The sequence below is a fragment of the Lysinibacillus sp. GW823-FHT02G10 genome, from assembly GCF_058797135.1.
In genome coordinates, this window is sequence record NZ_JBXAJI010000005.1 from 186,876 (window position 1) to 213,057 (window position 26,182).

Below are 26,182 nucleotides of genomic sequence, written 5' to 3' on the forward strand. Positions count from 1 at the left end.
ACAAGCCTCCTCTTATTCAATTTCTAAAATATCATCATCAACGTTAATGAAGTCTCCCTCATTGGCAATGATTTTCGTCACTACGCCATCCTCTTCTGCTGCAATTGGAATTTCCATTTTCATCGATTCTAAAATAGCTACATCTTGACCTGCTGTCACTTTCTCGCCCTCTGTTACGACGATTTTCCATACTGTCCCTGCCATGCTTGCTTTTACTGTTGCCATAATCATTCACTCCTATTTTTTATCATGTATTCGTCCCTCTATAGAAGCACGAATACATGATAATTGTTATTTTGTTTCTGCTAATTGCGGTAAATAATATTGCTCTACAAATTTTGTCGTCGTATAGCCTTTTAAAAATTGCTCATGTGTGACGGTTTTTAACAGCATCGGGATATTCGTTTGAATCCCCTCCACTTTATACGCCTTTAGCGCTTGTGCTAATCTTTCACAGGCAATTTCTCTTGTTTCCCCCCACACCACCAATTTACTAATCATTGGATCATAGAATGGTGTTACCACTGAACCAGACTCTACACCACACTCATGTCGAATGCCTTCACCTGTCGGTAATTCAAGAGTCGTAATGGTACCTGGAGACGGGAAAAATGTCGAAGGATTTTCAGCGTATATGCGTACTTCAATTGCGTGCCCTTCTTTAGTAATACTTTCTCTAGTAAACGTAAGAGGTTGTTTTGCCGCAATTTTTAATTGCTCTTCTACTAAATCAAGCTTCGTAATTTCCTCCGTAACGGGATGCTCTACCTGTAGTCTTGTATTCATTTCTAAAAAATAAAAGTTTTGATCTTCATCAACCAAGTATTCGATTGTTCCAGCATTGACATAACCAATATGCTTCGCCGCCTTAACTGACGCTTCTAGCATTTTTTCTCTTGTCTCTTGTGAGATAAACGGTGATGGTGCTTCTTCTACTACTTTTTGATTTCTTCGTTGAATAGAGCATTCTCGTTCAAATAATGGAACGACATTACCTTGATGATCAGCAATAATTTGCACTTCGACATGGTGAGGGTTAGCAATGAATCGCTCCATATACATCGTGCCATCACCAAAGAATGATTGTGCACGCTTTTGATTGCCCTCGAAAGCTTTGGCTAGTTCCTCAGCATTTTCAACTAGCTGCATACCGATACCGCCTCCGCCTGCCGATGCCTTTAACATAATTGGATAGCCTAAACGCTCCGCTATGGCAGTGGCTTCTTCTACATCCTTCACTGGCGCTTCTACACCCTCTACAATCGGTACACTAGCAGCTTTCATTGTTTTACGAGCCTCTAATTTACTGCCCATTGAAGCGATCACATCAGCACTTGGCCCGATAAACACTAAACCTGCCTCTGTACAACGTTTCGCAAAATTTGCATTCTCTGATAGTAAACCATAGCCAGGATGAATAGCCTCTGCCCCACTTTCTAGTGCAATTTCAAGAATGCGGTCGATGTTTAAATAGCTCTGTGCAACAGGTGACTTCCCTACACAGAAAGCCTCATCTGCATCTTTCACATGTAAGCTTTCAGCATCTGCCTCTGAATAGATAGCAACCGTATGAATATTTAGGCGTTTGCATGTTCTGATCACACGTCTAGCAATCTCCCCACGATTTGCAATTAATACCTTGTTGAACATATTCACTGCCCCTCCTTACTTTACGGTCATAACGAAATCTTCTCGTAATTTATATTTTTGAACTTTTCCAGATGCAGTCATTGGATAGTTATCAATAAAGAAAATATGTCGTGGAATTTTATGTCTTGAAATTTTATCCCGACAATAATCTCGGATTTCTTCCGTTGTGGCCTGCTCTCCTTCTTTTAAAACAATCCAAGCTGCCGCCTCCTCGCCATAAACAGGATCAGGGACACCTGCAACCTGAACATCTGAAATTTTCGGATGTGTATAAAGGAACTCCTCAATTTCACGAGGATATAGGTTTTCGCCACCACGGATAATCATATCCTTTAAACGACCTGTTACACGAACATAACCTGCTTCATCCATCGTTGCTAAATCACCTGTATGCAACCAACCATCCTCGTCAATCGCCAGATCTGTTTCCTCCTGGTTTTTATAATAGCCCTTCATCACATGATAGCCCCTTGTACACAGCTCTCCCTGTTCATTTGTCGGAGCTTCCTCGGTAGTTCCAGGAACAACAATCTTTACTTCTAGGTTAGGTAAAGCGCGGCCAACCGTCTCCACCTTTAACACTAGCGGGTCATCCGTTCTTGTCTGTGTAATAACAGGTGATGATTCTGTTTGACCGTAGCATATTGTTATATCTTTCATGCCCATCTTCTCAATGACCGCTTTCATAACCTCAATTGGACAGTTTGATCCTGCCATGACTCCTGTACGTAAAGTTGAAAGATCGAAAGATGCAAAATTCGATAAATTCAGTTCACTAATGAACATCGTTGGCACGCCATGTAATGCAGTGCATTTCTCTTGTTGAACGGTTCTTAGTACCTCTTCAGGTGAGAACTCCTGTACTGGTACCATTGTTCCACCACTTGTTGTAATGGCTAATGTTCCTATGACACAACCAAAGCAATGGAAGAATGGGACTGGGATACATAGGCGATCCTCTGCCGTTAAACGCATACATTCTGCAATGTTAACAGCATTATTGACTAAGTTAAAATGCGTTAGCATGACTCCCTTAGGAAAGCCTGTTGTACCAGAAGTATATTGAATATTAATGACATCATCATAATGAAGAGACTGCTCTCTCTGATCTAACTGTTCCTCGGTTACTTGCTCGGCAGCAGTTAAAACGTCTGACCAATTAAGTACGCCGGGGTATTTGGTTTCACCGATTAAAATAACATTTTTTAATAAAGGTAGTCGCTTTGATTGCAAATTACCTGGTTCACAATGTTCAAGCTCTGGACATAACTCTTGCAGTGTATTGATAAAAGAATGGTCTCGATAATTTTCAATTAAAAAAATCGTTTTAGCATCAGATTGCTTCAATAAATACTCCAACTCACTCGCACGGTAATTCGTATTTACCGTTACAATTGGAGCACCCATCTTCCCTGTACCAAATTGAAGCTGTACCCACTCAGGAACATTCGTCGTCCATACTGCGATATGGTCTCCCTTTTCAATTCCTAGAGCCATTAAACCTCTCGCTACGTATCGTGCTTGACGATTTAGCTGTTCATAAGTCATGCGTAAATTTCTGTCAGCATAGACTAATGCTTCATTTTGCGGGTACTTTTTTGATTGTTCATCTAGCAATTGACCAATTGTTTGATACACAAGTTCTGCCATGAAGATCCCCCTTATTTATGCTATTTAACTTAACTGATGATGATTAACAGCCAATTAGACGAGAAATAACAAGACGTTGAATTTCAGATGTTCCTTCACCGATTTCCATTAATTTAATGTCACGTAAATGACGTTCTACATCATATTCTTTCATATATCCAGAACCACCATGAATTTGGATTGCTTGATTACATGTACGGAAGCCCATTTCAGAAGCAAATAGTTTAGCCATTGCAGCTTCTTTGCCAAATGGCTTCTTTTGATCTTTTAACCATGCCGCTTTATGTACTAACGTACGAGCAAGCTCTATTTCCATCGCCATATCCGCTAATTTAAATTGGATCGCTTGTAGCTTCGAAATAGGTGCACCAAATTGCTCACGTTCCTTCGCGAATTTTAGTGCCTTTTCATAAGCAGCCTGGGCAATTCCAACAGAAAGAGCAGCGATGGAAATACGACCACCATCCAATGTATTTAAAAACTGGCTAAAGCCACGTTTTTCATCCCCTAATAGATTTGTTCTTGGGACACGGACATTTTCTAACACAATTTCACATGTATTGGAGCCACGTACACCCATTTTGTCATAATTACAGTTGATTGTTACGCCTGGTGTGTTTGTTGGCACAATAATAGAAGAAATAATCTTTTTACCATCCTCACGTTTACCTGTTACCGCCGTTACAATAATTTGTCGAGCATATCCTGCATTAGTGATCCAGCATTTCTCTCCATTAATAATGTAGTCATCACCATCAATAACAGCTGTAGTACGTGTGCCCCCTGCATCTGAACCTGCATTTGGCTCTGTTAAACCGAATGATCCTAATGTCTCACCCTTAGCTAATGGAACTAGCCACTCTTGCTTTTGCTCCTCTGTGCCGAAGTTGTAAATTGGTGAGGCTCCTAAGCTAACAGCAGCTGCATAGCTTAACCCTGTGCCCCCACATGCTCGACCAATCTCCTCTACAGCTAAAGCGTAGGACACCGTATCACCACCTGATCCACCATATTCCTCAGGAAACGGGATACCCAATAAACCTAGTTCTGCCATTTTCTTAAAGCTCTCTATTCTCATTGTTGATGTCTCATCAACCTCACGAGCATACGGTTTAATCTCCTTCTCAGCAAAATCACGCACCATGTCTCGAATCATTTCTTGCTCTTTTGTTAATTCAAAATTCATCCCTAATCCCCCTATTGTTGAATTTGCCATAGTAGATGTAGCTCAAGAACAATTGCTTACAGTGAAATACCGACTAGTCGGTTTGTAAAAACAAATAATAAAACCAGTGTTTCCTACTGGCTACCCCTTTATTATAAATTGCTTCGCTTCTCCCATGGCTTGTTCTGTCACAATTGCCCGTAATACCATATCGGTAAAAACATCTGTGATTTGCTCCATCGTTAATGGTCCTGATTGCTTAAACCATTTGTACGTCCAGTTAATCATCCCAACAATTGCCATTGTTACAATTGTACAAGGTAATTCGGTACGAAAAACCTTTGCTTCCTGACCCTCTGCTATCACTCTTTGTAAAATATCACGATAGTGATCTCGCTTTTTATGGATGATGTCACTATATTCATCTGAGAGTGAACGACTTTCTTCATAAAAAATCGTAATATGTGCTTGATACATATCAAATACTTGTGTCAGTGTTTGCAGCATGGCACACAAACGTGTGATGGGTGTATCGAATTTGTCATATGCAGCTTGCGATTGTTGAATGACATATGAAATAAAGACATCATGAATTTCATACAACAGTTCATCTTTTGATTTAAAATTATGATAAAATCCACCCTTTGATGCCCCAATATATTCCACAATACGATCCACGGTTACATTGTGATAACCATCTTGTTGAAACAATTCAACTGAAGCGTCTACAATTCTTTGTTTTAACGTTTTCTTTACCATAGGCCCTATCATCCTTCATCTAGCTCTATACTTCATCACTCCTTATAATCAGGAAAAACCATTAAACCCATAAAGTATTCTATTTTTTCCTAATTATAAAAATACTATGACAACATAAATATAGCATTCTCAAAATTTGGTGTCTAGCAACAAAATAGATTTTTCGCAAAATTACGAGCAAAAATTTTACATAGAACAGAAATTAAAAAGCTAAAATCACATATACACCTTATGAAGTTTTTTTGCTTTTCATGACAAATTTTCTTCCCTTTCTTTTCTTTGCCTACTAAATGCATTTTACATTGCAGTTAAACTGCGAACCCACTCAACCTATGCTATATTTAAAACCATGGAACTATGAAAGGGTGTTAACAATGGCAAAGAGCATAGTAATTGCTGAAAAACCTTCTGTAGCACGTGATATTGCACGTGTGCTGAAGTGTAATAAAAAAGGAAATGGCTTCCTTGAAGGAGATAAATATATTGTGACTTGGGCGCTTGGACATCTTGTAACACTGGCTGACCCAGAAAGCTATGATGTGAAATATAAAACATGGAATCTTGAAGATCTCCCCATGTTACCTGAACGCTTAAAATTAACGGTTATAAAGCAAACTGGAAAGCAATTTAATGCGGTCAAAAGTCAGCTTACACGTAATGATGTTAATGAAATCATCATTGCTACAGATGCTGGACGTGAAGGTGAATTAGTAGCACGCTGGATACTTGATAAAGTGAAAATTAAAAAGCCTTTGAAACGCTTATGGATTTCCTCTGTTACAGATAAGGCAATAAAAGATGGGTTTGCCAATCTAAAGCCAGGCAATGCATATGATAATCTCTATGCCTCTGCTGTAGCTCGCTCAGAGGCAGATTGGTATATCGGGCTTAATGCTACTCGTGCTTTAACTACCCGCTTTAACGCACAGTTGAATTGCGGACGTGTACAAACACCAACAGTAGCAATAATTGCTGCACGTGAAGATGAAATTAAAAACTTTAAGGCACAAACTTATTATGGTATTGAAGCGCAAACAACTGATAACTTAAAGCTTACATGGCAAGACCAAAATGGTAATAGTCGTAGCTTTGATAAAGATAAAATCAATACACTGGTGAAAAAAATAGGAAATAACAATGCCATCGTTGCGGACATTGAAAAGAAACCTAAAAAATCATTTGCACCTGGTCTTTATGATTTAACTGAATTGCAGCGAGATGCCAATAAAATCTTCGGCTACTCAGCGAAAGAAACATTGAATATCATGCAAAAACTCTATGAGCAACATAAAGTGTTAACTTATCCACGTACGGATTCTCGCTTTATTTCACAGGATATCGTTGCTACACTACCAGAACGCTTAAAGGCCTGTGGTATTGGTGAATATCGCTCCATCGCCAATAAACTGCTTACTAAACCAATCAAGCCAACAAAGGCCTTTGTCGATGATAGTAAAGTATCAGATCATCATGCGATTATTCCAACAGAGGGCTATGTAAATTATTCAGCTTTCACAGATAAGGAACGTAAAATTTATGATCTTGTTGTAAAGCGTTTCCTAGCTGTTCTACTGCCTGCTTTTGAATATGAACAACTAACACTGCGTGCAAAAATTGGCGATGAAAGCTTTATTGCTCGTGGAAAAACGATTTTATCATCTGGCTGGAAGGAAGTTTATGAGCATCGCTTTGATGATGAGGACACAGCAGATGACGTAAAGGAACAAATACTACCACGCATTGATAAGGGCGATATGTTAAAAGTAAAGCTTATTGCCCAAACTTCTGGTCAAACAAAGCCACCTGCTCGATTTAATGAAGCTACTCTTTTATCAGCCATGGAAAACCCAACAAAATATATGGTAACGAATGATAAAAAATTAGCCGACACATTAAAATCTACGGGTGGTCTTGGCACAGTCGCTACACGTGCAGATATTATTGAAAAGCTTTTCAATTCATTCTTAATAGAAAAGCGTGGTGGCAAAGATATTTATATTACCTCTAAAGGTCGTCAACTACTCGACCTAGTGCCTGAGGAATTAAAATCCCCTGCCCTGACAGCAGATTGGGAGCAAAAGCTTGAGCTTATTGCAAAGGGCAAGCTAAAAAAAGATGTATTTATTAGCGAGATGAAAAATTACACACAGGAAATTGTTACAGAGATTAAGGGTAGTGACAAAAAGTATAAGCATGATAATATCTCTACCAAATCATGTCCTGATTGCGGTAAACCAATGCTTGAAGTGAATGGCAAGAAAGGAAAAATGCTTGTCTGCCAAGATCGCGAATGTGGTCATCGTAAAAATGTCTCACGTACCACAAATGCACGTTGTCCACAATGTCATAAAAAATTAGAGCTTCGCGGAGAAGGTGATGGTCAAATTTTCGTTTGTAAATGTGGCTATCGTGAAAAATTATCTGCCTTTGAAGCAAGACGCAAAAAAGAAGGCGGAGGCAAGGTCGACAAGCGCTCCGTACAAAAGTACTTAAAGCAGCAAAACAACGAGGAGCCTGTGAACAATGCACTTGCTGAAGCATTGAAGGGGTTAAAGTTGGATTAATTAAAAGGGCAAATTCACTCTAAATGTGAATTTGCTCTTTTATTATGCATACTCACCCCATCTAAACATATCTTGAATTGACTGAATATTCTATATCGAGGGAGGTTTTTAATGGAAGCAAAAAATTTTAGGCCACGTAATGTAATTTTTATGACGGTTGTTGTAGGTGTCTCTGTGTTAATTGGCCAAGCTATTTATGTCTTGTTTATTGATGTACCTTTTCCATAAGAAAGATTTATATCTTTAATTGACTAAGTAAATATTTCCCATTATTGATTATTTCCTGATGATTCGGTTTCCATTTTTGTGCCTCTAGATTATGCTGATAGGCATTTTCAAATAACCGTAACTCCCTGTATAAAAGGCTTAATTGTAAATGAGGAATCCATGTTGAATAAGCACGCTTTTGGATAGTCATTGTATCGGCAGGAGCTTGTTGCAAGGCTTGAGAGTACCAGTAAATAGCCTCTTTATGTTTTAATTGCTCCATAAAAAATTGGCCCATTCGGCAACATGCTTCTGGCTTTGGTCGATCATATAAGAAAGATTGCAAAACAGCTTGCTGTGCTTGTTGATCATCATGTAAACGTCGATAGCATTCCCCTACATGTAAACAAGCCTCAATGCGATTATCTGTAGTGCCTAAGTTGCTATCCAAAAATAGGTTGTATTGATTAATAGCTTCTAGGTAACGGTGATGCAATTTTAGTTCATTGGCATAATGAAATTTCTCAATTGCTGAAAGAGAATGTCCATTCTTTATTAATCCCTCATAAATATTTATATTGCGATGAATATCTTTCGTTAACGGTAAATGTGTGACAGCTATATCACTATGAAAGAGCTGCCCTGACACCTTTAAATTCTCATGAACAGCACCCTCCCATTGAAAATGATTCGCCCTTTTTACTAGACGAAACTTTCGTTCACTACACTCCACTTCCCCATCACAATCAAGCGTCAAATAATAATCCATTGTTACAGCATCAATAGAAGGAAATAATGTTTGCTTTAGTTGGCTGAACTTGTGCTGATTTTCCTTTGTCATAATATCATCAGCATCAAGCCATAAAATATAGTCTTTTGTTGCCTGCTGAAAGGAAAAATTTCGTGCTTTGGCAAAATGATTACACCAGGAAAAGTCATAAATTCGAGAGGTAAAATTTTGAACAATCTCTTTTGTACGATCAGTTGAACCAGTATCAATAATATTAATCTCATCCACGAGGTGCTGAACCGAATCTAAGCATCTTTCAATCGTACATTGTGCATTTCTAACAATCATACATAAACTAATCGTTAACATCTGTCCCCTCCTTAGCAATGGTTTAATTTATGCTAATGTAGTATTTTATCGAAAAAATTTTTCGATTATCACCTAACTCTGTAAATTTATAATGTAAAACAAAAAAACGAACGCGATTTACGTTCGTTTTTTCTAGCAATTGAAATCCTATTGAATCAAGATAAATATTGCTCACGCCATGTTAATTGTTCTTTGTCTGTAAGCTGTTGCTCTAAATGATGATCCCATTGATTGAGTAATGTATTCCATACTCGTACAAATACTATATCCTGTTCCTTATCATAAAGAACAAACTCTAAACATGGGCTATCATTAATTTGTTGAGCTTCTGTTTGAACAATTTTTGCGATGACTTTCTGAGAGCTACCTTCCTCTTCTTCATCCGCTTTCTGCAAAGCTGCAATCACCATGGACTCCTCAAATTGTTCCTGTTGTTCTGCCTCTTTGTCAATATAACGATAAAGCTCTGGCAATTCATCATATTCATCATTCCTCGTATCGATAGTGAGAAACGATTGATGGCAAGGACTAAAGTAAAGCGTGGAGGTTTCTTCCTCTAGTTCTTCTTCAAAAATACCTCTTTCTAGCTGCCTCTGTCCTTTTTCAGTTAGCCTATAGAAATCATCTTCATTCCTCACAAGGTTTACTCGAATCATTAAAGAAACCAAGTCTTCAATAAATAACGGGTCTACAAGCAATAACTCGCTCAATTCCTGTGCGTTGCTAAAATCCGCCTCTTGAATACTAAGCAGAAGCATTGTCATTAAGACATCCATTGTTGAACGACGAACAGGCTCATAGGTCACATCAACTGTTCGAATGGGAATACACCATTCAGCCGTTTTGACAATCTTAATATTACGATTCTGCTGAAGCTCACGCATTAGTCGTTGTTGTAATTTTGACAATCTATATCACCAATCCTTCATGATTACGTAAGCCATCGTAGGATTTTACTGTTTTTAACAAATTCGCATACATCTCTCTTGTCTCTTGATGTTTTGCACGTTTTGCAAACATTTCTGCACTTCCAACAAGCAGTAGTAACTCACGGGCACGAGATAGCGCGACATTTAATCGACGATAATCTCTGGCAAAGCCAATATCCCCGCCTTTAGGTGTATTACGAACCATGCTCACTAAAATGACATCCATTTCCATCCCTTGGAATTTATCAACAGTCCCTGTTCTAAATTGCAGATGTGGTAGCTGTAATTCTTGCTGAAGAAGGCGATTAATTTTCTTTACCTGCTCACCATAGAAACTGATGACACCAACGCTTTTTTGAGCATCCTGCGGCATACGGCCTGCTTCTTTTGCTGCCTTCACAGCTTCATTGAGATCTAGTAAAATACGTCTAATTGTGAGCAATTCTCCTTCATTAAAACGACTCGTTCCCCCTTTTACTTGCTCCTCTAAATAAGGTTTTTCTGTTGGAATATCAATCCACAGTAAATGGTCATCACGTTTTATAAACTGCCCTTCTAAGCCATGATCTCTTGCTGCATCCGAATCTGGTAAGCCACATTGCAAGCCATTTTCTTCTTCCGCATAAAACGGTGTGATACTTTGCATGATTTTCTCATGCATGCGGTATTGCAATGCTAGCATTTGCTTATGTGTTGGTGGCAAATTATTAAATAAACGCTCAAATAATGATTCACGCAACAGATTTTTTAATTCCTGTGCGCCTTCAAAGTTTGGATTTTCTTCTAGCATTGCCTTTAATGTTTCCTCCAGCGTATCATCCCCAAGTAATGGTGGTAGCTGATGATGATCACCTACTAAAATAACTTTCTTCCCCTTTAGCATTGGTAAGAGCAATTCTGGTGGTGTTGCCTTTGAAACTTCATCAATAATAACCACATCAAAGGTCGGATAATTTTCCATAAACTCCTTACTGGCAGAAGCTACGCATGTTGTACCAATAACGTTCGCATGACGCACATACAATTTTCGAATTTCATCTAAATCATACTCTGTTGCGTTTTGTAATTTTTCACGCCATTGTTCTTGTAGTTTTTTGTGAAGAGGCAGCTGTTTTTCCTGACGTTGGAATGCTTCGATTGCTTGCTTTGCAGTTTGAATAGCTTCCTTCACCTCTTCAGCCGTTCGTTCTGGCATAGATTGTAAGAGCTTTGTATAGGTAGCTAGTTGCTTTTCTTTCTTCAATCCTGCTATATTAATATCTTTTATTTGTTCTTCTATAAGCGTTAGCTGCTGTTCTACTTCCTGCAAGTTTGTTTGGACAGTCTGTAAAGAGGCTTGTTTAGGAATGAGTTGTACTTTAGCCTGTTCCACTGCCTCCAGTTGCTGCTTTGCTTGTAGAAGAGACTCTCTAGCTTGTGAGGCAAGAATTTTTAAATATTCTACAGATTCTTCTGGTTCTTCAGTAATTTGAAAGGCGTTTGCTAATTGTTGTAACCGCTCTGTATGCTGTATAAATGGTTGGAGCTGCCGCTGGTAACTTTGCACATCGAAGCTAGTTATTGCACACTCCTGATGAATTAAAGTTACTAGATTTTTACGAAAAGTTTCGTATTCCTGATCTTTATGCTCTTGCTGTTGCTTTAGTGCTATTCCCTTTTGCCAAACAAAATCACGACGCATATATAGCCCGAGCAAATAACTTTCAATAACATCACTTGCTGGTGCTTGACCATCTTGAAAAGCCGTGTTTAATTGTGCAAATACACCAGTAAGGTTTTGCAAAGAAAACGATTGTACTGGTTGTAGTCTACTTTTAGCAAGGGCACGCTCCTTGACTTCATTCGTAACCAAAGCCTCTAGCTTCACAATTGCTTTTTGTAAACGAGCATTAATCGTTGACCATGCCTCTAAATCTTTCGCATCCTCTAAATGCTGCAAGCGACCTATTTGTTGCGAAAGTACATGAGAAGGGCGAATTTGATAATGTTGTAAAAAACGCTGAATAAGCTCAAATGAGGTTAAGGTGTATATATATTTTTGCGCTTCCTTCATGATTACTAGACGATTACTTTCGATTTCATATTTCTGCTGTATCTCTTCAAATTGCTGTGTTAACTGGTGCTTTTGTTCTTGTAGTTCTTTATATTGAGCAGCAGCCTCTAGATGTTTCACTTTTTCAGTAGTTTCCTCAATCGTACGCTGTAGTTGCTCGACTGAAGGGTAATCAGCAAGTGTCTGTTCAAGCTGCTGTACAATTGGCTCAATTTGTGCGAGCTGTTTTTCATAATGCTCTTTTTGAGTCTCACATGTTTGTTGCTCTGTTTTAGCAGCCTTCAATTCTTTTTTTAATGCTTGAATCTCTTGCTGTAAAATGGGTTCTTCCATAGCTGCCTGCTCTTTTGCAGCAATTTCCTGTGTTAATTGCTCTAGCCATTGCTCTAATTTCTCTAGCTCATCTTTTGCTTTTACAAGGTTTGCTTCTAGCTCTTGCTGACGTTCTGGAAATATTGTAATTGCTTCTTCAATCGCAGCAAGTGTCTGCTCACGCCATTGAAGCGCAACATTTTCCTCTATGAATTTTTTACCCTCTTCCTCAATACTTTCCGTTCTACCATAGCGTAAAATTCGAATTTCTTGATTGGACAGTAAGCGTCCTAATGCATTATCTACAGCTAAATTAGACTGTGAGGCAACAAGTGTTTTTAAGCCTGCTTTAACATTTTGCTGACAAATCTCTGAAATGACAGTTGTTTTCCCCGTACCAGGTGGACCCTGAATGACATACAAATCCTCAACAGATAGTGCACCTAAAACGGCTCGTCGTTGATATTCATTTAAATTATTATGAAACTCAATATCTTCGCGTAGCTTAGATGCCCGAACTACAGGACGCCGCTCAAACAGTATGGTTTCTAAATTAGGGTTTACTGCCTCACCCTTTTCTAGCTTTGTAAAACCATTACGTAGTCGTCGAATTTGGCTTAATGTTGCAAAATTACTAAAGCTCGCTTGTTTGGAACGAAGATTCATCTGGTCCTTGCGAGCCAAATCCTGTATAAAAGGCTTTACATCAATTTCTACCGTTTGCTTTCCTGCATTAGCCTTAATAACCTGTCCTATCTCGCCTCGAATTCCTTGAATGCTAACACTTAACCCCTCTAGCTTTTTCCATTCTTTACTCTTTATGTAGGGACATACAATGGTTAAGCGTGTAAAGTCTTCATTGAAATAGCTTTGTTTAAATTCTGTATGAATATCATCAATGGTTGCATCTCGTTCTTGTATTTTTAAATAGCCTTCCCAGCTGGCTATACGTTTTTTTACATACTCTGTACGTTCCTCTGCAATCGGTAGCTGTCTTATTTTGGTGTGAAGCTCAAGTGGAATACCTGCTCCATTATTAGGCTTCGTCACAAATTGTAATGCGGCTGCTAAGCGACGATTTGTGTTAATAGGTCCACGCATATGGACAAATCGAATATTGGTTGCCAGCAATCCTTCCACCTTTAGCACACAATCCATAATAACCGTTTTCTCAGTAAGAATATCGATTAATTTTTCATTGTCCTCCGCATTAAAATAGATGGATAAAAAGGTTTCACCAACTGTTTTTGCTTTTCGTTTTTCAATATAGACAGTAAAAGATCTTTGTAACGCAAAAAAGGCATGCTCGTTTGCTGAGCATTCCTCTACCGCTTCCTTCGCCTTATTGGTCAAAATAAGATTACAGCGTTGTTTTTCTAGTAAAGCGATGTCCTGCATGAGCAGCCCTCCTTCCTGAGTCACTAAAGTTTTATTTTATCACATACTAAAACAATACTTACAAAGAAAAATCCCCTGCACAGTGATTTCTTACCACCGTACAAGGGCTATCTTAATGTTGGTCAATTGTTTCTTTGGGCAAGTTCTTGCTCATTTCACAGTATTGAACAAATACACGAGCTAATTCACGTAAACGACTATGAACGTCTGCATCTACAATAGTATTATTTGCATCGAAATGTGATGTATGTGTATACACATAATTTGGCGTAACAAGCGCTCGGAAGTAGTCTAAAATAGGTTTTAGCTGATTTTCGACTACAAGGTGATGCTGATATGTGCCTCCATTTGCAACAATGGATACGGGCTTATAGCGCATTGTTTTAGGGTGTAAGAAGTCAAAGGCATTTTTCAAAACGCCTGGAATAGACGCTTGGAAAATAGGCGTTGCAATAATGTAAGCGTCTGCCTCCTCAAATTGTTGAATCATTTTTTTCATATCATCATTTAATGGAGAACCATCCACAATTTGATGCTTATATTGACTAAAATGCATCATTTCTAACTCGAAACTAGCATCTAATTCTTTAATATATTGCTCTACTTGCTCTAAAATAGCACCAGTTTTACGACCAAACATCGTGCCATCTACGAGTAAAATTTTCATCTTTACTTTGCCTCCACATTCATCTTCTACAATAATATTGTAACAAATGAAAAGTGGCTCGGAAAGGATTGTCATGACAATTGATATAAATTCAGTCTTTAGACGGAACGACAAATTTAATCCCTAAATTAATTATCCTGATCACGTTGTCGGAAATGGACTTCCTTATCAATGACCGTTTCCTCAAGCTTATATTTATCTCGATTAATGACAACCTCACGATTAACTTTCTCGCCTTCATTCAGCTTATCCCAATTAAATAATATCTCTCTTGAAATGTCCTCTTCTGGTACTTCCGGATACTCTAATGTTGCTAACTCATCTGATGGATAAATAGTGACTGGCTGTTGTTTACCATATAGGGCAATGATAATCATAGCCTTTGCCACTTGTGTGGCTTCAATTGCTCTAGAACGTTTTAAAGGTCCAATTAATAAAGGCTGTGCAAGCTTTAATAATTTTTCTCCTGCCTTTTCTCCTAATCGAAATTCATCACGGTTCCCTACTAAGAGTGATGGGCGAATAATGGAAAGCCTTTGTAAGCCTAGTTCCTCTAAATCACGCTCAAGTTTGCCTTTAACTCGATTATAGTAAAATGGAGAATTTTCATTAGCTCCCATTGCAGTAATCACAAGAAAATGAGGGATTCCCCGTTTTTTTGCTAAAGAGGCAATTGCTAACGGGTATTCAAAATCTACCTTTTCAAACATTTCACGAGAGCCTGCCTTTTTAATGGTTGTACCTAAGCAACAATACAATTCATGAGCAAATCCTATATCGTTTTCTTCTATTCTATCAAAATCACGAATTTTCACTTCTAACTTTGGATGCGTATAAGTTAGCTTTCTTCGTGCAATAACTGTTACTGAAATATACTCATCATGTTCACATAATTGTTCAACTAGAGCGGAGCCGGTTAAACCAGTCGCCCCTACAACAATCGCTGCACGCATACTCATTTTTTCTCCCGTCCTTCTACTTATTGATAGTATATCAATTACGCTTATCTTGACACATCGGAGTTAAACAAAACATCCCATCTTCTCCATTTGTAGAGGGATTTTTCGAACCAAGATAAAGACCTTCCAATTGTTATGTATATTCCTACAATTCGCCTTTCTATATATATCGACCATTTTTTTGATGATTAAAACTGATTAAAGATAGCTATTTTAGAAGATACCGCTAGAGACATTCATGATCAAATCCTAAATTTTACACATACTTGCTCTTTCTTCGCCATAATTTAAAGAGACAGAGGAAAGGATGGGATACATTTGCAAAACGAAACACACGCAATTGAACCAAAAAAAACGATTGTTTTCATTATTGAAAGCTGTATTGATAAAGGGCTGTATCCTTTTGAGCGGGTTTCAACATTAGCTAAACTACTTTCGAATGAGAAGGTTTTTATCTTTGTAAAGACTCCTTCAAATGACGGAATCCAAATTTTAATGAATGAAGGAGTTACGCCTATTCTATTTGATCACTTTAACGAATTACCTAAGCAAATCAAAGGACTTCAACCTGATTTAATTGTTAGAGATGGGCGAAATTCTGAAGGCTGGCAAGTAGAGGAATTACGACCTTTCTGCAAAACAATTATTCATTTTGATGATTTTGGTGAAGGTGGCCAAGCCTGTGATTGTGTATTACTAGCACTCTATCAAGAAGTGAAAGATTATTTACCAGCGCATTATATTGGTGGAAGCTTTGTTTTTGCTCTTCCAGATGCCTATCAACATTTCGATAATATACCTGATAGTAAAACACCTGAAAATCCGCCTCATATCGTTGTCGCTTTTGAGGATGGGGACGAGCATAATTTAACATATCGAACACTTCGACACCTAACTCAACTACAAATACCACTACAAATTACAGTTATGATTGACGACAGCTATCGCCATGCAACGGATGACTTGCAAATGATGGTACTTAGTCGTCGAAATACTGCCATTCTTCGAGATAAAAATGCACTCCTCAAACTACTACCTAAAGCAGATGTCATTATTTGTAATGCTAACTATACACCTTATAAAATTGCCTCTTATGGTGTACCATGCATTACACTTGCGCAAACTGAAGCTGAGCTTTTACATGCTTTTCCTCGTGAGCATAATGGCTTTATCCATCTAGGACTTGGTCGTAAAATGAAGCAATCGCAAATACAAAATGCTGTCATGGAATTTCTTTTACACGAAGCCCGCAGTGAACGAGCAGTGAGAAAACAGCGACAGCTCAATCTTGCTGGTAATAATGAAACACTCCAAGCATTACTCTTAGATTTTGCTTACGATCGTCATAATATCGCTTCTACTTAGTGCTACTTCGAAGATGATTATGATACAATATATAAGAATTTTTCACTCCAACAGCTCTTACAGTAGTTGGGACATAAGTAAATTCAACAAGTACCCGATTGATTTTAAAGAATAAGCGGTGGGGGATTAGTAAAACCTCCATCGCTTTTACACGCATTCACTATAAAAATATTCTCAAAAGGAGTAGTCATCATGCCAACAAAAAGTGATATTGAATACCAAATTAGAGAGTTAAAAATGGACTATATGAATTTACAAGGTGATATAGAAAAGTTGGAGTCTACTGGACACAACGATCAGGTAGCTAAGGCAGAGCAACGTCTTGCGAATATGGAAGCTCAATTAGCAGAACTTAACAAGCAGCTTGCAGAACTATAAAATGTAAACAAGAAAGATAGTTGGAGGAACAGATATGGCAATATTAACAGTAGAAAATTTAGGTCATTCTTTCGGTGATCGTACACTCTTTAAAGATGTATCGTTTCGCTTAGTGGAGGGTGATCATATTGGACTCGTAGGGGCTAATGGTGTCGGTAAGTCTACATTAATGGGCATCATTACAGGTCAAACGATCCACGATACAGGAAAAGTTGAGTGGCTGCCTGGTACACACTATGGTTATCTAGACCAACATACCGTACTAACGGCTGGTAGAACAATGCGTGAAGTGTTACGCGATGCCTTTTTACCATTATATAAAAAAGAAGAAGAACTGAATGAAATTACAGGCAAGATGGCAGACGCAACGCCTGAAGAATTAGAAGTACTTTTAGAACAAATGGCAGAAGTGCAGGATGCATTAGATGCAGGAGATTTTTATTCATTAGATATGAAAATTGAAGAGGTGGCACGTGGACTTGGCTTGGATGCCATTGGCTTAGAACGTGATGTAGCTGCTCTTTCTGGTGGACAACGCACAAAAGTACTACTCGCTAAGCTTTTATTAGAAAAGCCAAAAGTACTTTTATTAGATGAGCCGACGAACTATCTTGATGAGGAACATATTACTTGGTTGAAAATTTATTTAAAGAACTATCCATATGCTTTCCTTCTAATCTCACATGATACAGAATTTATGAACGAAACAGTGGATGTCATCTTCCAATTGGAATTTTCTAAATTAACTCGTTATACTGCAACATACGAAAAATTCCTTGAACTTGCTGAAATCAATAAACGTCAGCATATTGAAGCCTATGAAAAGCAACAGGAGTTCATCAAGAAGCAAGAAGATTTTATAGCCAAAAACAAGGCTCGTTACTCCACTACTGGTCGTGCAAAATCACGCGCTAAGCAACTTGATCGTTTAGAGCGAATTGATCGCCCAGAAACAGCTGTAAAACCAGAATTCGGTTTTAAAGAAGCCCGTTCATCTAGCCGCTATGTTGTAGAGGCTGAGAACTTAGTGATTGGTTACGATAAAGACAAGCCATTACTTCCTCCACTTTCTTTTGCGATTGAACGAGGAGAAAAAATTGCTTTAGTCGGTATGAATGGTGTTGGTAAATCCACATTATTAAAAACAATGTTAGGTAAAATTAATGCGCTTGGTGGGAAAGTAGTCCGTGGTGACTACCTATATCCTTCCTATTTTGAACAGGAAGTAAAAGCTGAGAAAATCACGCCAATTGATGATGTTTGGAATGCATTCCCTTCTATGGAACAAGCCCAAGTACGTGCAGCTTTAGCAAGAGCTGGCCTAAAAACTGACCATATTACACGTCCGCTTAATTCTTTATCTGGTGGCGAGCAAGCTAAAGTGCGTTTATGTAAATTAATGATGGAGGAAGCTAACTGGCTTCTCTTCGATGAACCGACAAACCATTTAGATGTAGATGCAAAAAATGAATTAAAACGTGCCATGAAAGAATTTAAAGGTACCATTGTGCTAGTAAGTCACGAACCTGATTTCTATGAAGGACTCGTAACAAAAGTCTGGAATGTTCAAGATTGGTTTACTTCTGGACAACAAGGCCAAGACTAATTATTTCAAGGGCAGCTCCAACATGTTATGGGGCTGCTCTTTTAAATTTTTTTAACTTCTATGTATAAATAGCCTCATTTAAACATACTATAATCAGTGGACTAACAATTTTACCCCTACTTCCAACTAACTCTCTCCTACGAGACAACTTAGAATTCTAGTAGTTCCTATTAATTCAACATGGATTTTATAGCTTAAAAAGACATTTTCTATAGAGTTAACATAACTTACATCATTGTAAGCTGAATAAACGAAACTTTTTACGCTTATCTTCGTATATTTTAATATAACTGAAAAAATAATAATTCGATTGAGAAATTTTTTCAATTAACTATTGATTTATATATAGCTTACTAGTAAGATATATATATAAACTATTAACTTACTAATAAGCTATTTGTAAAATATAATCTAAAAAAGAAAGCGAGGAATGAAGAATGACAGTTACAATTTACTCACAAGCGAGCTGTTCTTCATCCAGAAAAGCACTTAAATGGTTAAAAGATCACAACATAGAATATAAAGAAAAACGTATTACATCTCACCCACTTACACTTGCAGAATTCAAAGAAATTCTAAGTATGACTGAAGATGGCACAGATGAAATCATTGCAACAAACTCAAATGACTTTAAAAACTTAAATATCGACATCGACCAACTTTCTATTCAAGAGCTATTTGCTATCATTCAGGCACACCCTAGAATGTTGCGTAGCCCTATTATAATAGATGAAAAACGTATTCAAGTTGGTTACAATGAGATGGACATCCGTCGTTTTATCCCACGTAAAGTACGTGCTTACGAATTAAATGCGATGACAAGATTGGCACAAGAAAGTTAAAACAGTTTTGGAGATGACCTTCTATGGACCAAGAAAAACAAAAAGCCATTACCTCGTTGTTTGAAGTCGTTTCATCTATTGAGCGTAAGTGGGCAAACGAGTGGAATAATCATAATGTACTCGGCTTTTCAAAATCCCATATTTTAATTTTAGACTACTTATCGCAGGAGGGCCCAAAACGCCCTTCTGCTATTGCTGAGCGGTTAAAAGTAACTACTGGTGGTGTCACTGTTTTAACAACCAAGCTGATAAATGGTGGCTTTATTGAAAAAACACAGCATGCCACAGACCGCCGTGCTTCTCAACTAGTCATTACGGCTGACGGTGAAAACATATTAAAAGAATCTCGTCAACAAGTGAGCGAAATCATTAATAATATGTTTGGTATGCTAACAGCGGAGGAACTGCAAACCTTACGAACTATTTTCTCTAAATGTTTATTGGATGTGGAGACAAATCGACCAGATTAAAGCACAATAAAAAGATGCATTTGCAACTGTTTGCGAATGCATCTTTTTTGATTAGTCGACCAAATACTTCCGTCTAAGTACTGTGATGTGCGACCAATCTGCTTTATTACGCTGGTAGCACAGATTCCACAATAGCTGTATCTGACATGAGCATTTCTTTTAATCGAGCCTTTGCACGGAATAAACGAGATTTCACAGTACCAATGGAAACTTTCATAATTGTAGAGATTTCTGCAAGTGAGTATTGGTCTATGTAGAAATACCATAAAGTCTTTCTATAAATAGCATCTAATTGCTCCATTTTATCCTGGACTAGTTTTGTTACAATGTCCTTTTCAATTTTTTCTTCTGTAGAAATATCGTTATTGGGAACCAAATCTAGAATCGGCACGTCTAATGTTTCAGGTTGATTCATCATATATTTGCTACGTCGTACTTTTTTACGATAGCGATCTCTAAATGTATTCATTGTAATAGTTGTCAGCCAAGCTTTAATATGCTCTACTTCAGCCACGCTATCTTCATAGCGTACAACCTTAACCCAAACTTCTTGCATTAAATCTTCAGCTTCTATATTATTGCGAGTTAGTTTTAAACATAAATGATATATATAACGATTGTATTCCTCGTATACGCCTTCTAATTTTTCATTCATTGTGTATGCCTCCGCTTCTTGTTCTTGCTTCTATACACATTCTCGCAAAATAATGTATTACACTCTATCGCATTGGCTTTCAATTTCATTACAATCGTGTAAGCTTAATCGCTTTCACTTGTAATATTCGTAAAAATTGTTTTACTACTATACTGCTTTCCCTCCAAAAAAGCTTTTGATGACAATAGTTACCTATTATTTAAACTATATTTTTAATAGTATTTATTATCAGAATATTAATTAGTAATTTATTGTCATTTGAAGAAACACAAAATGCACTCCTAATAGAAGTGCATTGGTGTGTTAGCTTAGCAGCCCTAGACGAAAGGCTGAGGCAACGACCTGTGTTCGATTCTTTGCTTTGAGCTTTGTCATAAGACTGCTTACATAATCCCTGACAGTATGCTCACTTAAAAATAATAAACCAGCAATTTTTTTATTATCATATCCTTCGGCAAGCAGGCCAAGTATCATCGATTCCCTTTCAGTTAAATGAAGCACTGTATTCTTCTCTACCTTCTCCCCCTTACGAGATAAAAATAAACCTAAACGCTTCCCTACTTCCTCAAGGAGTGTTAATTCTTCCTTTGTACAATCAAACTCCTCCCCTAGCTGATCAAATGTTAGCCATCCAAATAATTGCTCTTGACGCAAAATGGGAATAAAAATAATCGAGGATAAATTAAATAATTGGATATGCTCTTCTTTCACATAATTTTTAGGATTTTTTAAATAAATGGGCTTTCTTGAACTAAGTATCGTGTTTTCCCCAGTCAACTCCCCTTTCATGCTTTGTACCTTAGGCAGCTCTGCGCCAATAACTCCATAAAATTGATTGGACCATGGGACATATGCGTAAAATACACATCTTTTATAACTAAAATACTCTTCACATTTTTTTAAAATCAGCGCTAAATCCTGATAACCTGAGGAACTAATAAGCAATTTATCAAGCCTATCTAATAATTGTAAGTGCCTAATTTTCTGATTTTCGCTAGCTATGTTACTAGTTTGGTTATCTCCCTCACAGTCATAATAAAGCTCTACAAGTAACGTAAATGTCGATAATACATACATGAAGATGGCGTTCGTTCGACTACTCTTCTGTTGAATCATAAAAGTAATCAACGATTTCTCAAATATTAATTGAAATAAATTAAAGCTCTTCCTATCAATAATGGACAACTGTGATTGAAGCCATGTGTTGAAAAAATACTTCTCATCATTATTTAATTCATCGATATTTGCATGTGTCATTAAACGCAAAAATGAATCTAATAGCATTGCTGTTCTTTTTCGATCTGCCCCAGTTATAGAAGGTTCTAGATTAAGGTAAATAATTGTATTCTCTTCAATTTGCTGATGATGGATTTTAATAAACAACACAAACTCTTGAAGTGTTACTTCTTCAATTGATTGAAATGGATGCGTCATAGGAAATTCTTCTCCTTCACACTAAAAATACCCCTATAAATGGAGGATATTCACTCACTATATTATACAGCATCTTATAGGATAGTATTTCAAATTGAAAGGAGTAAGATGAAGGTATCGCTAAACAATGCGAATACTTTTGAATCCTAAGGCAACCATATAACCAGAAATAATGAAAGGTGCGTGCTTGAAATGAGATTAGAAAACAAAGTGGCCATTATTACAGGTGGAGGTACAGGAATCGGGAAAGAAACTGCACTATTATTTGCTAAAGAGGGAGCAAAAATAGTTATTACTGATATAAATGAACAATCTGGGAACGATACAGTCCGTGATATTCAAACTATCGGCGGTGAGGCAGTATTTATCCGCCACGATGTTAGTAATGAAGAAGACTGGAAAAAGGTTGCAGATGAATCAATAAAAACATTTAAGAAAGTGGATATTCTTTTCAATAATGCAGGTATCTATATCATAAAACCCCTTGCAGAAATCGAGCTTTCTGACTGGAACCGCTTAATGTCCATCAATGTGACAGGTGTGTTCTTAGGCATGAAACATATTATGCCGCTTATGGCTAAACAACATAATGGTTCTGTTATTAATGCTTCCTCTATTGCAGGCTTAACAGGTGCTGCTGGTCACGTATTATATGGCGCTAGTAAAGGGGCTGTTCGCATTATGACAAAAGATGCTGCTATGGAGTATGCTCCATACGGCGTACGTGTCAACTCCATTCATCCTGGCTACATTGATACAGGTATGGCAGACTATGCATCAGCAACAACAGGAAGCTCAAAAGATGAATTAGGCAAAAACTTATTCCCATTAGGACGTTTAGGCTCTGTAAAGGAAGTAGCGCAAACTGTATTGTTTTTAGCTTCTGATGAATCTTCCTTTTCAACAGGTGCAGAATTCGTTATTGATGGCGGAGCAACAGCAAAATAATTAAAGGTGGTCATTTATATGAAACTAAAAGATAAAGTAGCAATTGTTACAGGTGGGGCTAGTGGTATCGGTGAAGCCACAGTTCGTCTCTTTGTAGAAGAAGGCGCTAAAGTCGTTATTGCCGATTTTTCTGATCGTGGACAAAGTGTTTCTGAAGAATTAAATAACAATGGTTTTGATACACTTTTCGTAAAAACAGACGTAACAAATGAAGCGGACATTCAAAACATGATAAAGGAAACCGTTACTAAATACGGTAAACTTGATATTATGTATGCAAATGCAGGCGTAGCTGACGATGCACCAGCACACGAGCTTTCTTTTGAAAAATGGAAAAGAACAATTGATATTAATTTATCAGGTGTATTTCTATCGGATAAATATGCCATTGAGCAATTCCTTGCCCAAGGAACAGGTGGCGTCATTGTTAACGCTGGTTCAATTCATAGCTTCGTTGCCTTACCAAACCCTACAGCCTACTCATCTGCAAAAGGTGGCGTTAAATTATTAACACAAAACCTATGTACTGCTTACGCTAAACAGGGTATTCGTGTAAATGCGGTGTGTCCTGGCTATATCGACACTCCTCTATTAGCTGAGGTCGATGCTCAGAAGAAAGAATATTTAGCATCCCTTCACCCACAAGGTCGACTTGGTAAACCAGAAGAAATCGCTAAAGCCGTTCTCTTTTTAGCAAGCGATGACGCAAGCTTTGTTAATGGTACAACGCTTCTTGTTGATGGTGGTTATACTGCTCACTAATGAGGCTTTGAATAGACTCGCCTGAAAGCTAGGGCATTTAATGATGCCATTCTAGCCGTTAAAAGTGCGAAGCGATCTGGCTGTTGTATCTGAACCCTTCACAGAAAAATGAAGAATTTATAATCCACTCAAGAAAGACTCAACCACAATTGCTATTTAGCTCTTGTGGTTTATTTTGTAGGTGCTATGTGTAATCTTTCAAGACAATTTAAGATTCCTAAAAGTAAATTGTGCTATACTATTTCTATTATCGAAATATTAGAAAGAGGGATGCTTAATGACTAATTTACAGCAAATTGATGCTTATTTTGCAGAACACCGTGAGGCACATTTAAATGAATTGAATGAATTTTTACGAATTCCAAGTATCAGTTCTTTATCCGAGCATAAAGAGGATATTCAACATGCAGCTGAATGGCTAGCCAGTGCGTTTGAAAAACTAAATCTTGAAAATATCTCCATTACACAAACAGCTGGGCACCCTGTTGTTTATGCAGACTGGCTACATGCAGAGGGTAAACCAACTATTTTATTTTATGGTCATTATGATGTTCAACCTGTTGATCCATTAAATTTATGGGACAGTGAGCCTTTTAATCCTACAATTCGAGACAATAAATTATTTGCTCGTGGTGCGAGTGATGATAAAGGACAAGTCTTTATGCACTTAAAAATGATTGAGGCATTGTTTGCTACAACAGGGACATTACCTGTCAATGTTAAGTTCATTTATGAAGGTGAAGAAGAAATTGGTAGTCCACATCTACCTGCCTATGTTGAACAATATAAAGAAAAACTAGCGGCAGATTTAATTTTAATTTCCGATACAGGTCTTTATGGTCCTGGGAAGCCTGCGGTATGCTATGGTTTACGGGGCTTAACGGGCATTCAAATTGATGTGCGTGGAGCTAAGGGAGATTTACACTCCGGTCTTTATGGTGGTGGCGTACAAAATGCTATTCACGCATTAGCTGAAATTTTAGCATCCTTCCGTGATGAGCATGGTACGATTCAAGTTGAAGGTTTCTACGACAAAGTGTTGCCATTAACAGAAGAGGAACGTGAGGCTTATCTTGCGCTTGGCTTCGATGAAGAGTCTGTTAAACAGGAAGTTGGCGTAAAAGAATTATTCGGTGAACAAGGGTATTCTTATTTAGAACGTACTTGGGCCCGCCCAACCCTAGAGGTTAACGGTGTATTTGGTGGTTTCTCAGGTGAAGGTATCAAAACAGTGCTGCCCGCTGAAGCTGGCGCTAAAATCACATGTCGTCTTGTACCAAATCAAGAGCCCGATGAAATTGTAGCACTTTTAAAAGCACATGTTGAAAAGCACAAACCTGCTGGTGTGGAAATCAACATTTCTGAATTCGATAAAGGCCGTCCATTCCTAACGCCTTTCGATCATCCATTTATCCAGGCTGCTGGACGCTCCTATGAAAAAGTGTATAATGTACCAACAGCATACACACGTGGCGGTGGATCCATCCCTATCGTCGCTGCGTTTGATGAAATTTTAGATTTACCTGTAGTGCTAATGGGCTTCGGTCTATCAAGTGAAAACTTCCATGCACCAAATGAACACTTCCATTTAGAAAACTTTGATAAAGGCTTACGTGTTCTTAGTGATTATTTATATGAGGTTTCAGGATTACAAAAATAAATATCGATTAATTAAAAAATCCCCTCACTGTCAAAGTGAAGGGATTTTTTTACTTTGATTACTCACCAAAAATCGTAACGATATCAGCTGCTTGTTTGCGCTCTTTACCTTTTGGCACTTCATCAAAATAACCAACTTGTAGCATAGCAATGACACGCTCACCTGGCTGTACCTTTAAAGCTTCACGGAATTTTGGATTATCTAGGAAGCCTGGTGTTTTCCAGCAAGAGCCTATGCCTCTATCCCATGCCAGTAACTGCATGTTTTGAATAAATGTACTTGCTGCTGCATAATCTTCTAAACGTTCTTTTTGACGCGCATCCTCTGGAACGATAACAAAGGCATAGCCACCTGGTAATGTAAATTTCAACATCTGCTTCGCTAAATCTTCGCTTGAAAGCTCCTGCCATTTAGGAATTGTTAAGTCACGTAATAGCTGATGAAGATTTGTTAATTCCTTTCCACAGGCAACAACTAATCGCCACGGCTCACGATTACCATGATTGGGAGCCCATACTGCATCGTCAATAATAGCCATTAAATCCTCACGCTCTACAGGCTGGCCATTAAACTTTTTAATGGAACGACGTTGAATAATTGCATCTCTAACAGATAAAATTTGTTCGCTCATATATCAATTCTCCTTCTAC

The 26,182-nt window shown here is 37.8% G+C and carries 22 protein-coding genes; 9 read left to right on the forward strand and 13 right to left on the reverse strand.

The features are described 5' to 3' along the window. Nucleotides 1-12 precede the first annotated feature (12 nt). From AC1RFD_RS16490 to AC1RFD_RS16510, 5 genes are all read right to left on the reverse strand, one after another. Nucleotides 13-225, reverse strand: coding sequence for an acetyl-CoA carboxylase biotin carboxyl carrier protein subunit (locus tag AC1RFD_RS16490; RefSeq protein ID WP_004225532.1), 213 nt, complete (start codon nt 223-225; stop codon nt 13-15). A gap of 66 nt (nt 226-291) precedes the next feature. Further along, nucleotides 292-1,650, reverse strand: coding sequence for an acetyl-CoA carboxylase biotin carboxylase subunit (locus AC1RFD_RS16495; RefSeq protein WP_048393349.1), 1,359 nt, complete (start codon nt 1,648-1,650; stop codon nt 292-294). 15 nt (nt 1,651-1,665) lie between these two features. Beyond that, a complete protein-coding gene (locus AC1RFD_RS16500; protein WP_048393347.1) occupies nt 1,666-3,300 on the reverse strand; it encodes an AMP-binding protein in 1,635 nt (544 codons plus the stop codon). Between the two features lie 43 nt (nt 3,301-3,343). Then, nucleotides 3,344-4,486: an acyl-CoA dehydrogenase gene (locus tag AC1RFD_RS16505; RefSeq protein ID WP_036078132.1), complete on the reverse strand. Its 1,143-nt coding sequence runs from the start codon at nt 4,484-4,486 to the stop codon at nt 3,344-3,346. A 120-nt stretch (nt 4,487-4,606) separates the two neighbouring features. Beyond that, complete coding sequence (locus AC1RFD_RS16510) at nt 4,607-5,224, reverse strand: TetR/AcrR family transcriptional regulator (RefSeq protein WP_036078131.1); 618 nt, start codon at nt 5,222-5,224, stop codon at nt 4,607-4,609. A gap of 374 nt (nt 5,225-5,598) precedes the next feature. Here AC1RFD_RS16510 and AC1RFD_RS16515 point away from each other — a divergent pair, with 374 nt between their 5' ends. Further along, on the forward strand, nt 5,599-7,788 hold the full coding sequence (locus AC1RFD_RS16515) for a DNA topoisomerase III (RefSeq protein WP_288583016.1): 2,190 nt from the start codon (nt 5,599-5,601) through the stop codon (nt 7,786-7,788). A gap of 235 nt (nt 7,789-8,023) precedes the next feature. Here the strand turns inward: AC1RFD_RS16515 and AC1RFD_RS16520 are convergent, their stop codons facing one another. The 5 genes from AC1RFD_RS16520 to AC1RFD_RS16540 all read right to left on the reverse strand — a co-directional run bounded on the left by AC1RFD_RS16520 (nt 8,024) and on the right by AC1RFD_RS16540 (nt 15,412). After that, on the reverse strand, nt 8,024-9,094 hold the full coding sequence (locus AC1RFD_RS16520) for a glycosyltransferase family 2 protein (protein ID WP_054549091.1): 1,071 nt from the start codon (nt 9,092-9,094) through the stop codon (nt 8,024-8,026). A gap of 155 nt (nt 9,095-9,249) precedes the next feature. Then, a complete protein-coding gene (locus AC1RFD_RS16525) occupies nt 9,250-10,002 on the reverse strand; it encodes a hypothetical protein (RefSeq protein ID WP_115674308.1) in 753 nt (250 codons plus the stop codon). A gap of 1 nt (nt 10,003) precedes the next feature. Beyond that, the gene (locus AC1RFD_RS16530) at nt 10,004-13,786 is read right to left on the reverse strand and encodes a DEAD/DEAH box helicase (RefSeq protein WP_492475097.1); all 3,783 of its coding nucleotides are present in this window, start codon (nt 13,784-13,786) and stop codon (nt 10,004-10,006) included. Nucleotides 13,787-13,898: 112 nt separating this feature from the next. After that, nucleotides 13,899-14,453: an NADPH-dependent FMN reductase gene (locus AC1RFD_RS16535; RefSeq protein WP_054549088.1), complete on the reverse strand. Its 555-nt coding sequence runs from the start codon at nt 14,451-14,453 to the stop codon at nt 13,899-13,901. 128 nt (nt 14,454-14,581) lie between these two features. After that, nucleotides 14,582-15,412 (reverse strand): oxidoreductase, encoded by an 831-nt coding sequence (locus AC1RFD_RS16540; protein WP_048393330.1) that lies wholly within the window; start codon nt 15,410-15,412, stop codon nt 14,582-14,584. Nucleotides 15,413-15,730: 318 nt separating this feature from the next. Here AC1RFD_RS16540 and AC1RFD_RS16545 point away from each other — a divergent pair, with 318 nt between their 5' ends. The 5 genes from AC1RFD_RS16545 to AC1RFD_RS16565 all read left to right on the forward strand — a co-directional run bounded on the left by AC1RFD_RS16545 (nt 15,731) and on the right by AC1RFD_RS16565 (nt 20,073). Beyond that, nucleotides 15,731-16,777, forward strand: a complete 1,047-nt coding sequence (locus AC1RFD_RS16545) for a PseG/SpsG family protein (RefSeq protein WP_259949330.1) — start codon at nt 15,731-15,733, stop codon at nt 16,775-16,777. 192 nt (nt 16,778-16,969) lie between these two features. After that, nucleotides 16,970-17,155, forward strand: coding sequence for an SE1832 family protein (locus AC1RFD_RS16550; protein WP_004225556.1), 186 nt, complete (start codon nt 16,970-16,972; stop codon nt 17,153-17,155). A gap of 34 nt (nt 17,156-17,189) precedes the next feature. Beyond that, nucleotides 17,190-18,761 carry an ABC-F family ATP-binding cassette domain-containing protein gene (locus tag AC1RFD_RS16555; RefSeq protein WP_054549086.1) on the forward strand — a complete coding sequence of 524 codons (1,572 nt, stop codon included), beginning with the start codon at nt 17,190-17,192 and terminating at the stop codon, nt 18,759-18,761. 437 nt (nt 18,762-19,198) lie between these two features. Further along, nucleotides 19,199-19,603, forward strand: a complete 405-nt coding sequence (gene spx / locus AC1RFD_RS16560; protein ID WP_004225558.1) for a transcriptional regulator Spx — start codon at nt 19,199-19,201, stop codon at nt 19,601-19,603. A 23-nt stretch (nt 19,604-19,626) separates the two neighbouring features. Continuing rightward, nucleotides 19,627-20,073: a MarR family winged helix-turn-helix transcriptional regulator gene (locus AC1RFD_RS16565; RefSeq protein WP_009371643.1), complete on the forward strand. Its 447-nt coding sequence runs from the start codon at nt 19,627-19,629 to the stop codon at nt 20,071-20,073. 106 nt (nt 20,074-20,179) lie between these two features. Here the strand turns inward: AC1RFD_RS16565 and AC1RFD_RS16570 are convergent, their stop codons facing one another. Together AC1RFD_RS16570 and AC1RFD_RS16575 are read right to left on the reverse strand one after the other, a co-directional pair. Beyond that, nucleotides 20,180-20,728: an RNA polymerase sigma factor gene (locus tag AC1RFD_RS16570; protein WP_036078118.1), complete on the reverse strand. Its 549-nt coding sequence runs from the start codon at nt 20,726-20,728 to the stop codon at nt 20,180-20,182. Between the two features lie 303 nt (nt 20,729-21,031). Continuing rightward, entirely contained in the window at nt 21,032-22,162 is a 1,131-nt protein-coding gene (locus AC1RFD_RS16575) for a LuxR C-terminal-related transcriptional regulator (RefSeq protein ID WP_066037049.1), read from the reverse strand. Nucleotides 22,163-22,354: 192 nt separating this feature from the next. On the opposite strand from AC1RFD_RS16575, the gene AC1RFD_RS16580 reads away from it, so the two are divergent. From AC1RFD_RS16580 to AC1RFD_RS16590, 3 genes are all read left to right on the forward strand, one after another. After that, entirely contained in the window at nt 22,355-23,110 is a 756-nt protein-coding gene (locus AC1RFD_RS16580; RefSeq protein ID WP_048393320.1) for an SDR family NAD(P)-dependent oxidoreductase, read from the forward strand. Between the two features lie 18 nt (nt 23,111-23,128). Continuing rightward, nucleotides 23,129-23,872: an SDR family NAD(P)-dependent oxidoreductase gene (locus AC1RFD_RS16585; protein WP_048393318.1), complete on the forward strand. Its 744-nt coding sequence runs from the start codon at nt 23,129-23,131 to the stop codon at nt 23,870-23,872. Nucleotides 23,873-24,149: 277 nt separating this feature from the next. Beyond that, nucleotides 24,150-25,532 carry a dipeptidase gene (locus AC1RFD_RS16590; RefSeq protein WP_054549083.1) on the forward strand — a complete coding sequence of 461 codons (1,383 nt, stop codon included), beginning with the start codon at nt 24,150-24,152 and terminating at the stop codon, nt 25,530-25,532. Between the two features lie 58 nt (nt 25,533-25,590). Here AC1RFD_RS16590 and AC1RFD_RS16595 read toward each other — a convergent pair whose 3' ends face one another. Next, complete coding sequence (locus AC1RFD_RS16595; RefSeq protein ID WP_048393315.1) at nt 25,591-26,163, reverse strand: nitroreductase family protein; 573 nt, start codon at nt 26,161-26,163, stop codon at nt 25,591-25,593. Between the last annotated feature and the right edge of the window lie 19 nt (nt 26,164-26,182).

Coding starts and splice junctions, on each gene's coding strand:
- AC1RFD_RS16490 (WP_004225532.1), bottom strand. CDS start 225: ATGGCAACAGTAAAAGCAAGCATGGCAGGGACAGTATGGAAAATCGTC.
- AC1RFD_RS16495 (WP_048393349.1), bottom strand. CDS start 1,650: ATGTTCAACAAGGTATTAATTGCAAATCGTGGGGAGATTGCTAGACGT.
- AC1RFD_RS16500 (WP_048393347.1), bottom strand. CDS start 3,300: ATGGCAGAACTTGTGTATCAAACAATTGGTCAATTGCTAGATGAACAA.
- AC1RFD_RS16505 (WP_036078132.1), bottom strand. CDS start 4,486: ATGAATTTTGAATTAACAAAAGAGCAAGAAATGATTCGAGACATGGTG.
- AC1RFD_RS16510 (WP_036078131.1), bottom strand. CDS start 5,224: ATGGTAAAGAAAACGTTAAAACAAAGAATTGTAGACGCTTCAGTTGAA.
- AC1RFD_RS16515 (WP_288583016.1), top strand. CDS start 5,599: ATGGCAAAGAGCATAGTAATTGCTGAAAAACCTTCTGTAGCACGTGAT.
- AC1RFD_RS16520 (WP_054549091.1), bottom strand. CDS start 9,094: ATGTTAACGATTAGTTTATGTATGATTGTTAGAAATGCACAATGTACG.
- AC1RFD_RS16530 (WP_492475097.1), bottom strand. CDS start 13,786: ATGCAGGACATCGCTTTACTAGAAAAACAACGCTGTAATCTTATTTTG.
- AC1RFD_RS16535 (WP_054549088.1), bottom strand. CDS start 14,453: ATGAAAATTTTACTCGTAGATGGCACGATGTTTGGTCGTAAAACTGGT.
- AC1RFD_RS16540 (WP_048393330.1), bottom strand. CDS start 15,412: ATGAGTATGCGTGCAGCGATTGTTGTAGGGGCGACTGGTTTAACCGGC.
- AC1RFD_RS16550 (WP_004225556.1), top strand. CDS start 16,970: ATGCCAACAAAAAGTGATATTGAATACCAAATTAGAGAGTTAAAAATG.
- AC1RFD_RS16555 (WP_054549086.1), top strand. CDS start 17,190: ATGGCAATATTAACAGTAGAAAATTTAGGTCATTCTTTCGGTGATCGT.
- spx (WP_004225558.1), top strand. CDS start 19,199: ATGACAGTTACAATTTACTCACAAGCGAGCTGTTCTTCATCCAGAAAA.
- AC1RFD_RS16565 (WP_009371643.1), top strand. CDS start 19,627: ATGGACCAAGAAAAACAAAAAGCCATTACCTCGTTGTTTGAAGTCGTT.
- AC1RFD_RS16570 (WP_036078118.1), bottom strand. CDS start 20,728: ATGAATGAAAAATTAGAAGGCGTATACGAGGAATACAATCGTTATATA.
- AC1RFD_RS16575 (WP_066037049.1), bottom strand. CDS start 22,162: ATGACGCATCCATTTCAATCAATTGAAGAAGTAACACTTCAAGAGTTT.
- AC1RFD_RS16580 (WP_048393320.1), top strand. CDS start 22,355: ATGAGATTAGAAAACAAAGTGGCCATTATTACAGGTGGAGGTACAGGA.
- AC1RFD_RS16585 (WP_048393318.1), top strand. CDS start 23,129: ATGAAACTAAAAGATAAAGTAGCAATTGTTACAGGTGGGGCTAGTGGT.
- AC1RFD_RS16590 (WP_054549083.1), top strand. CDS start 24,150: ATGACTAATTTACAGCAAATTGATGCTTATTTTGCAGAACACCGTGAG.
- AC1RFD_RS16595 (WP_048393315.1), bottom strand. CDS start 26,163: ATGAGCGAACAAATTTTATCTGTTAGAGATGCAATTATTCAACGTCGT.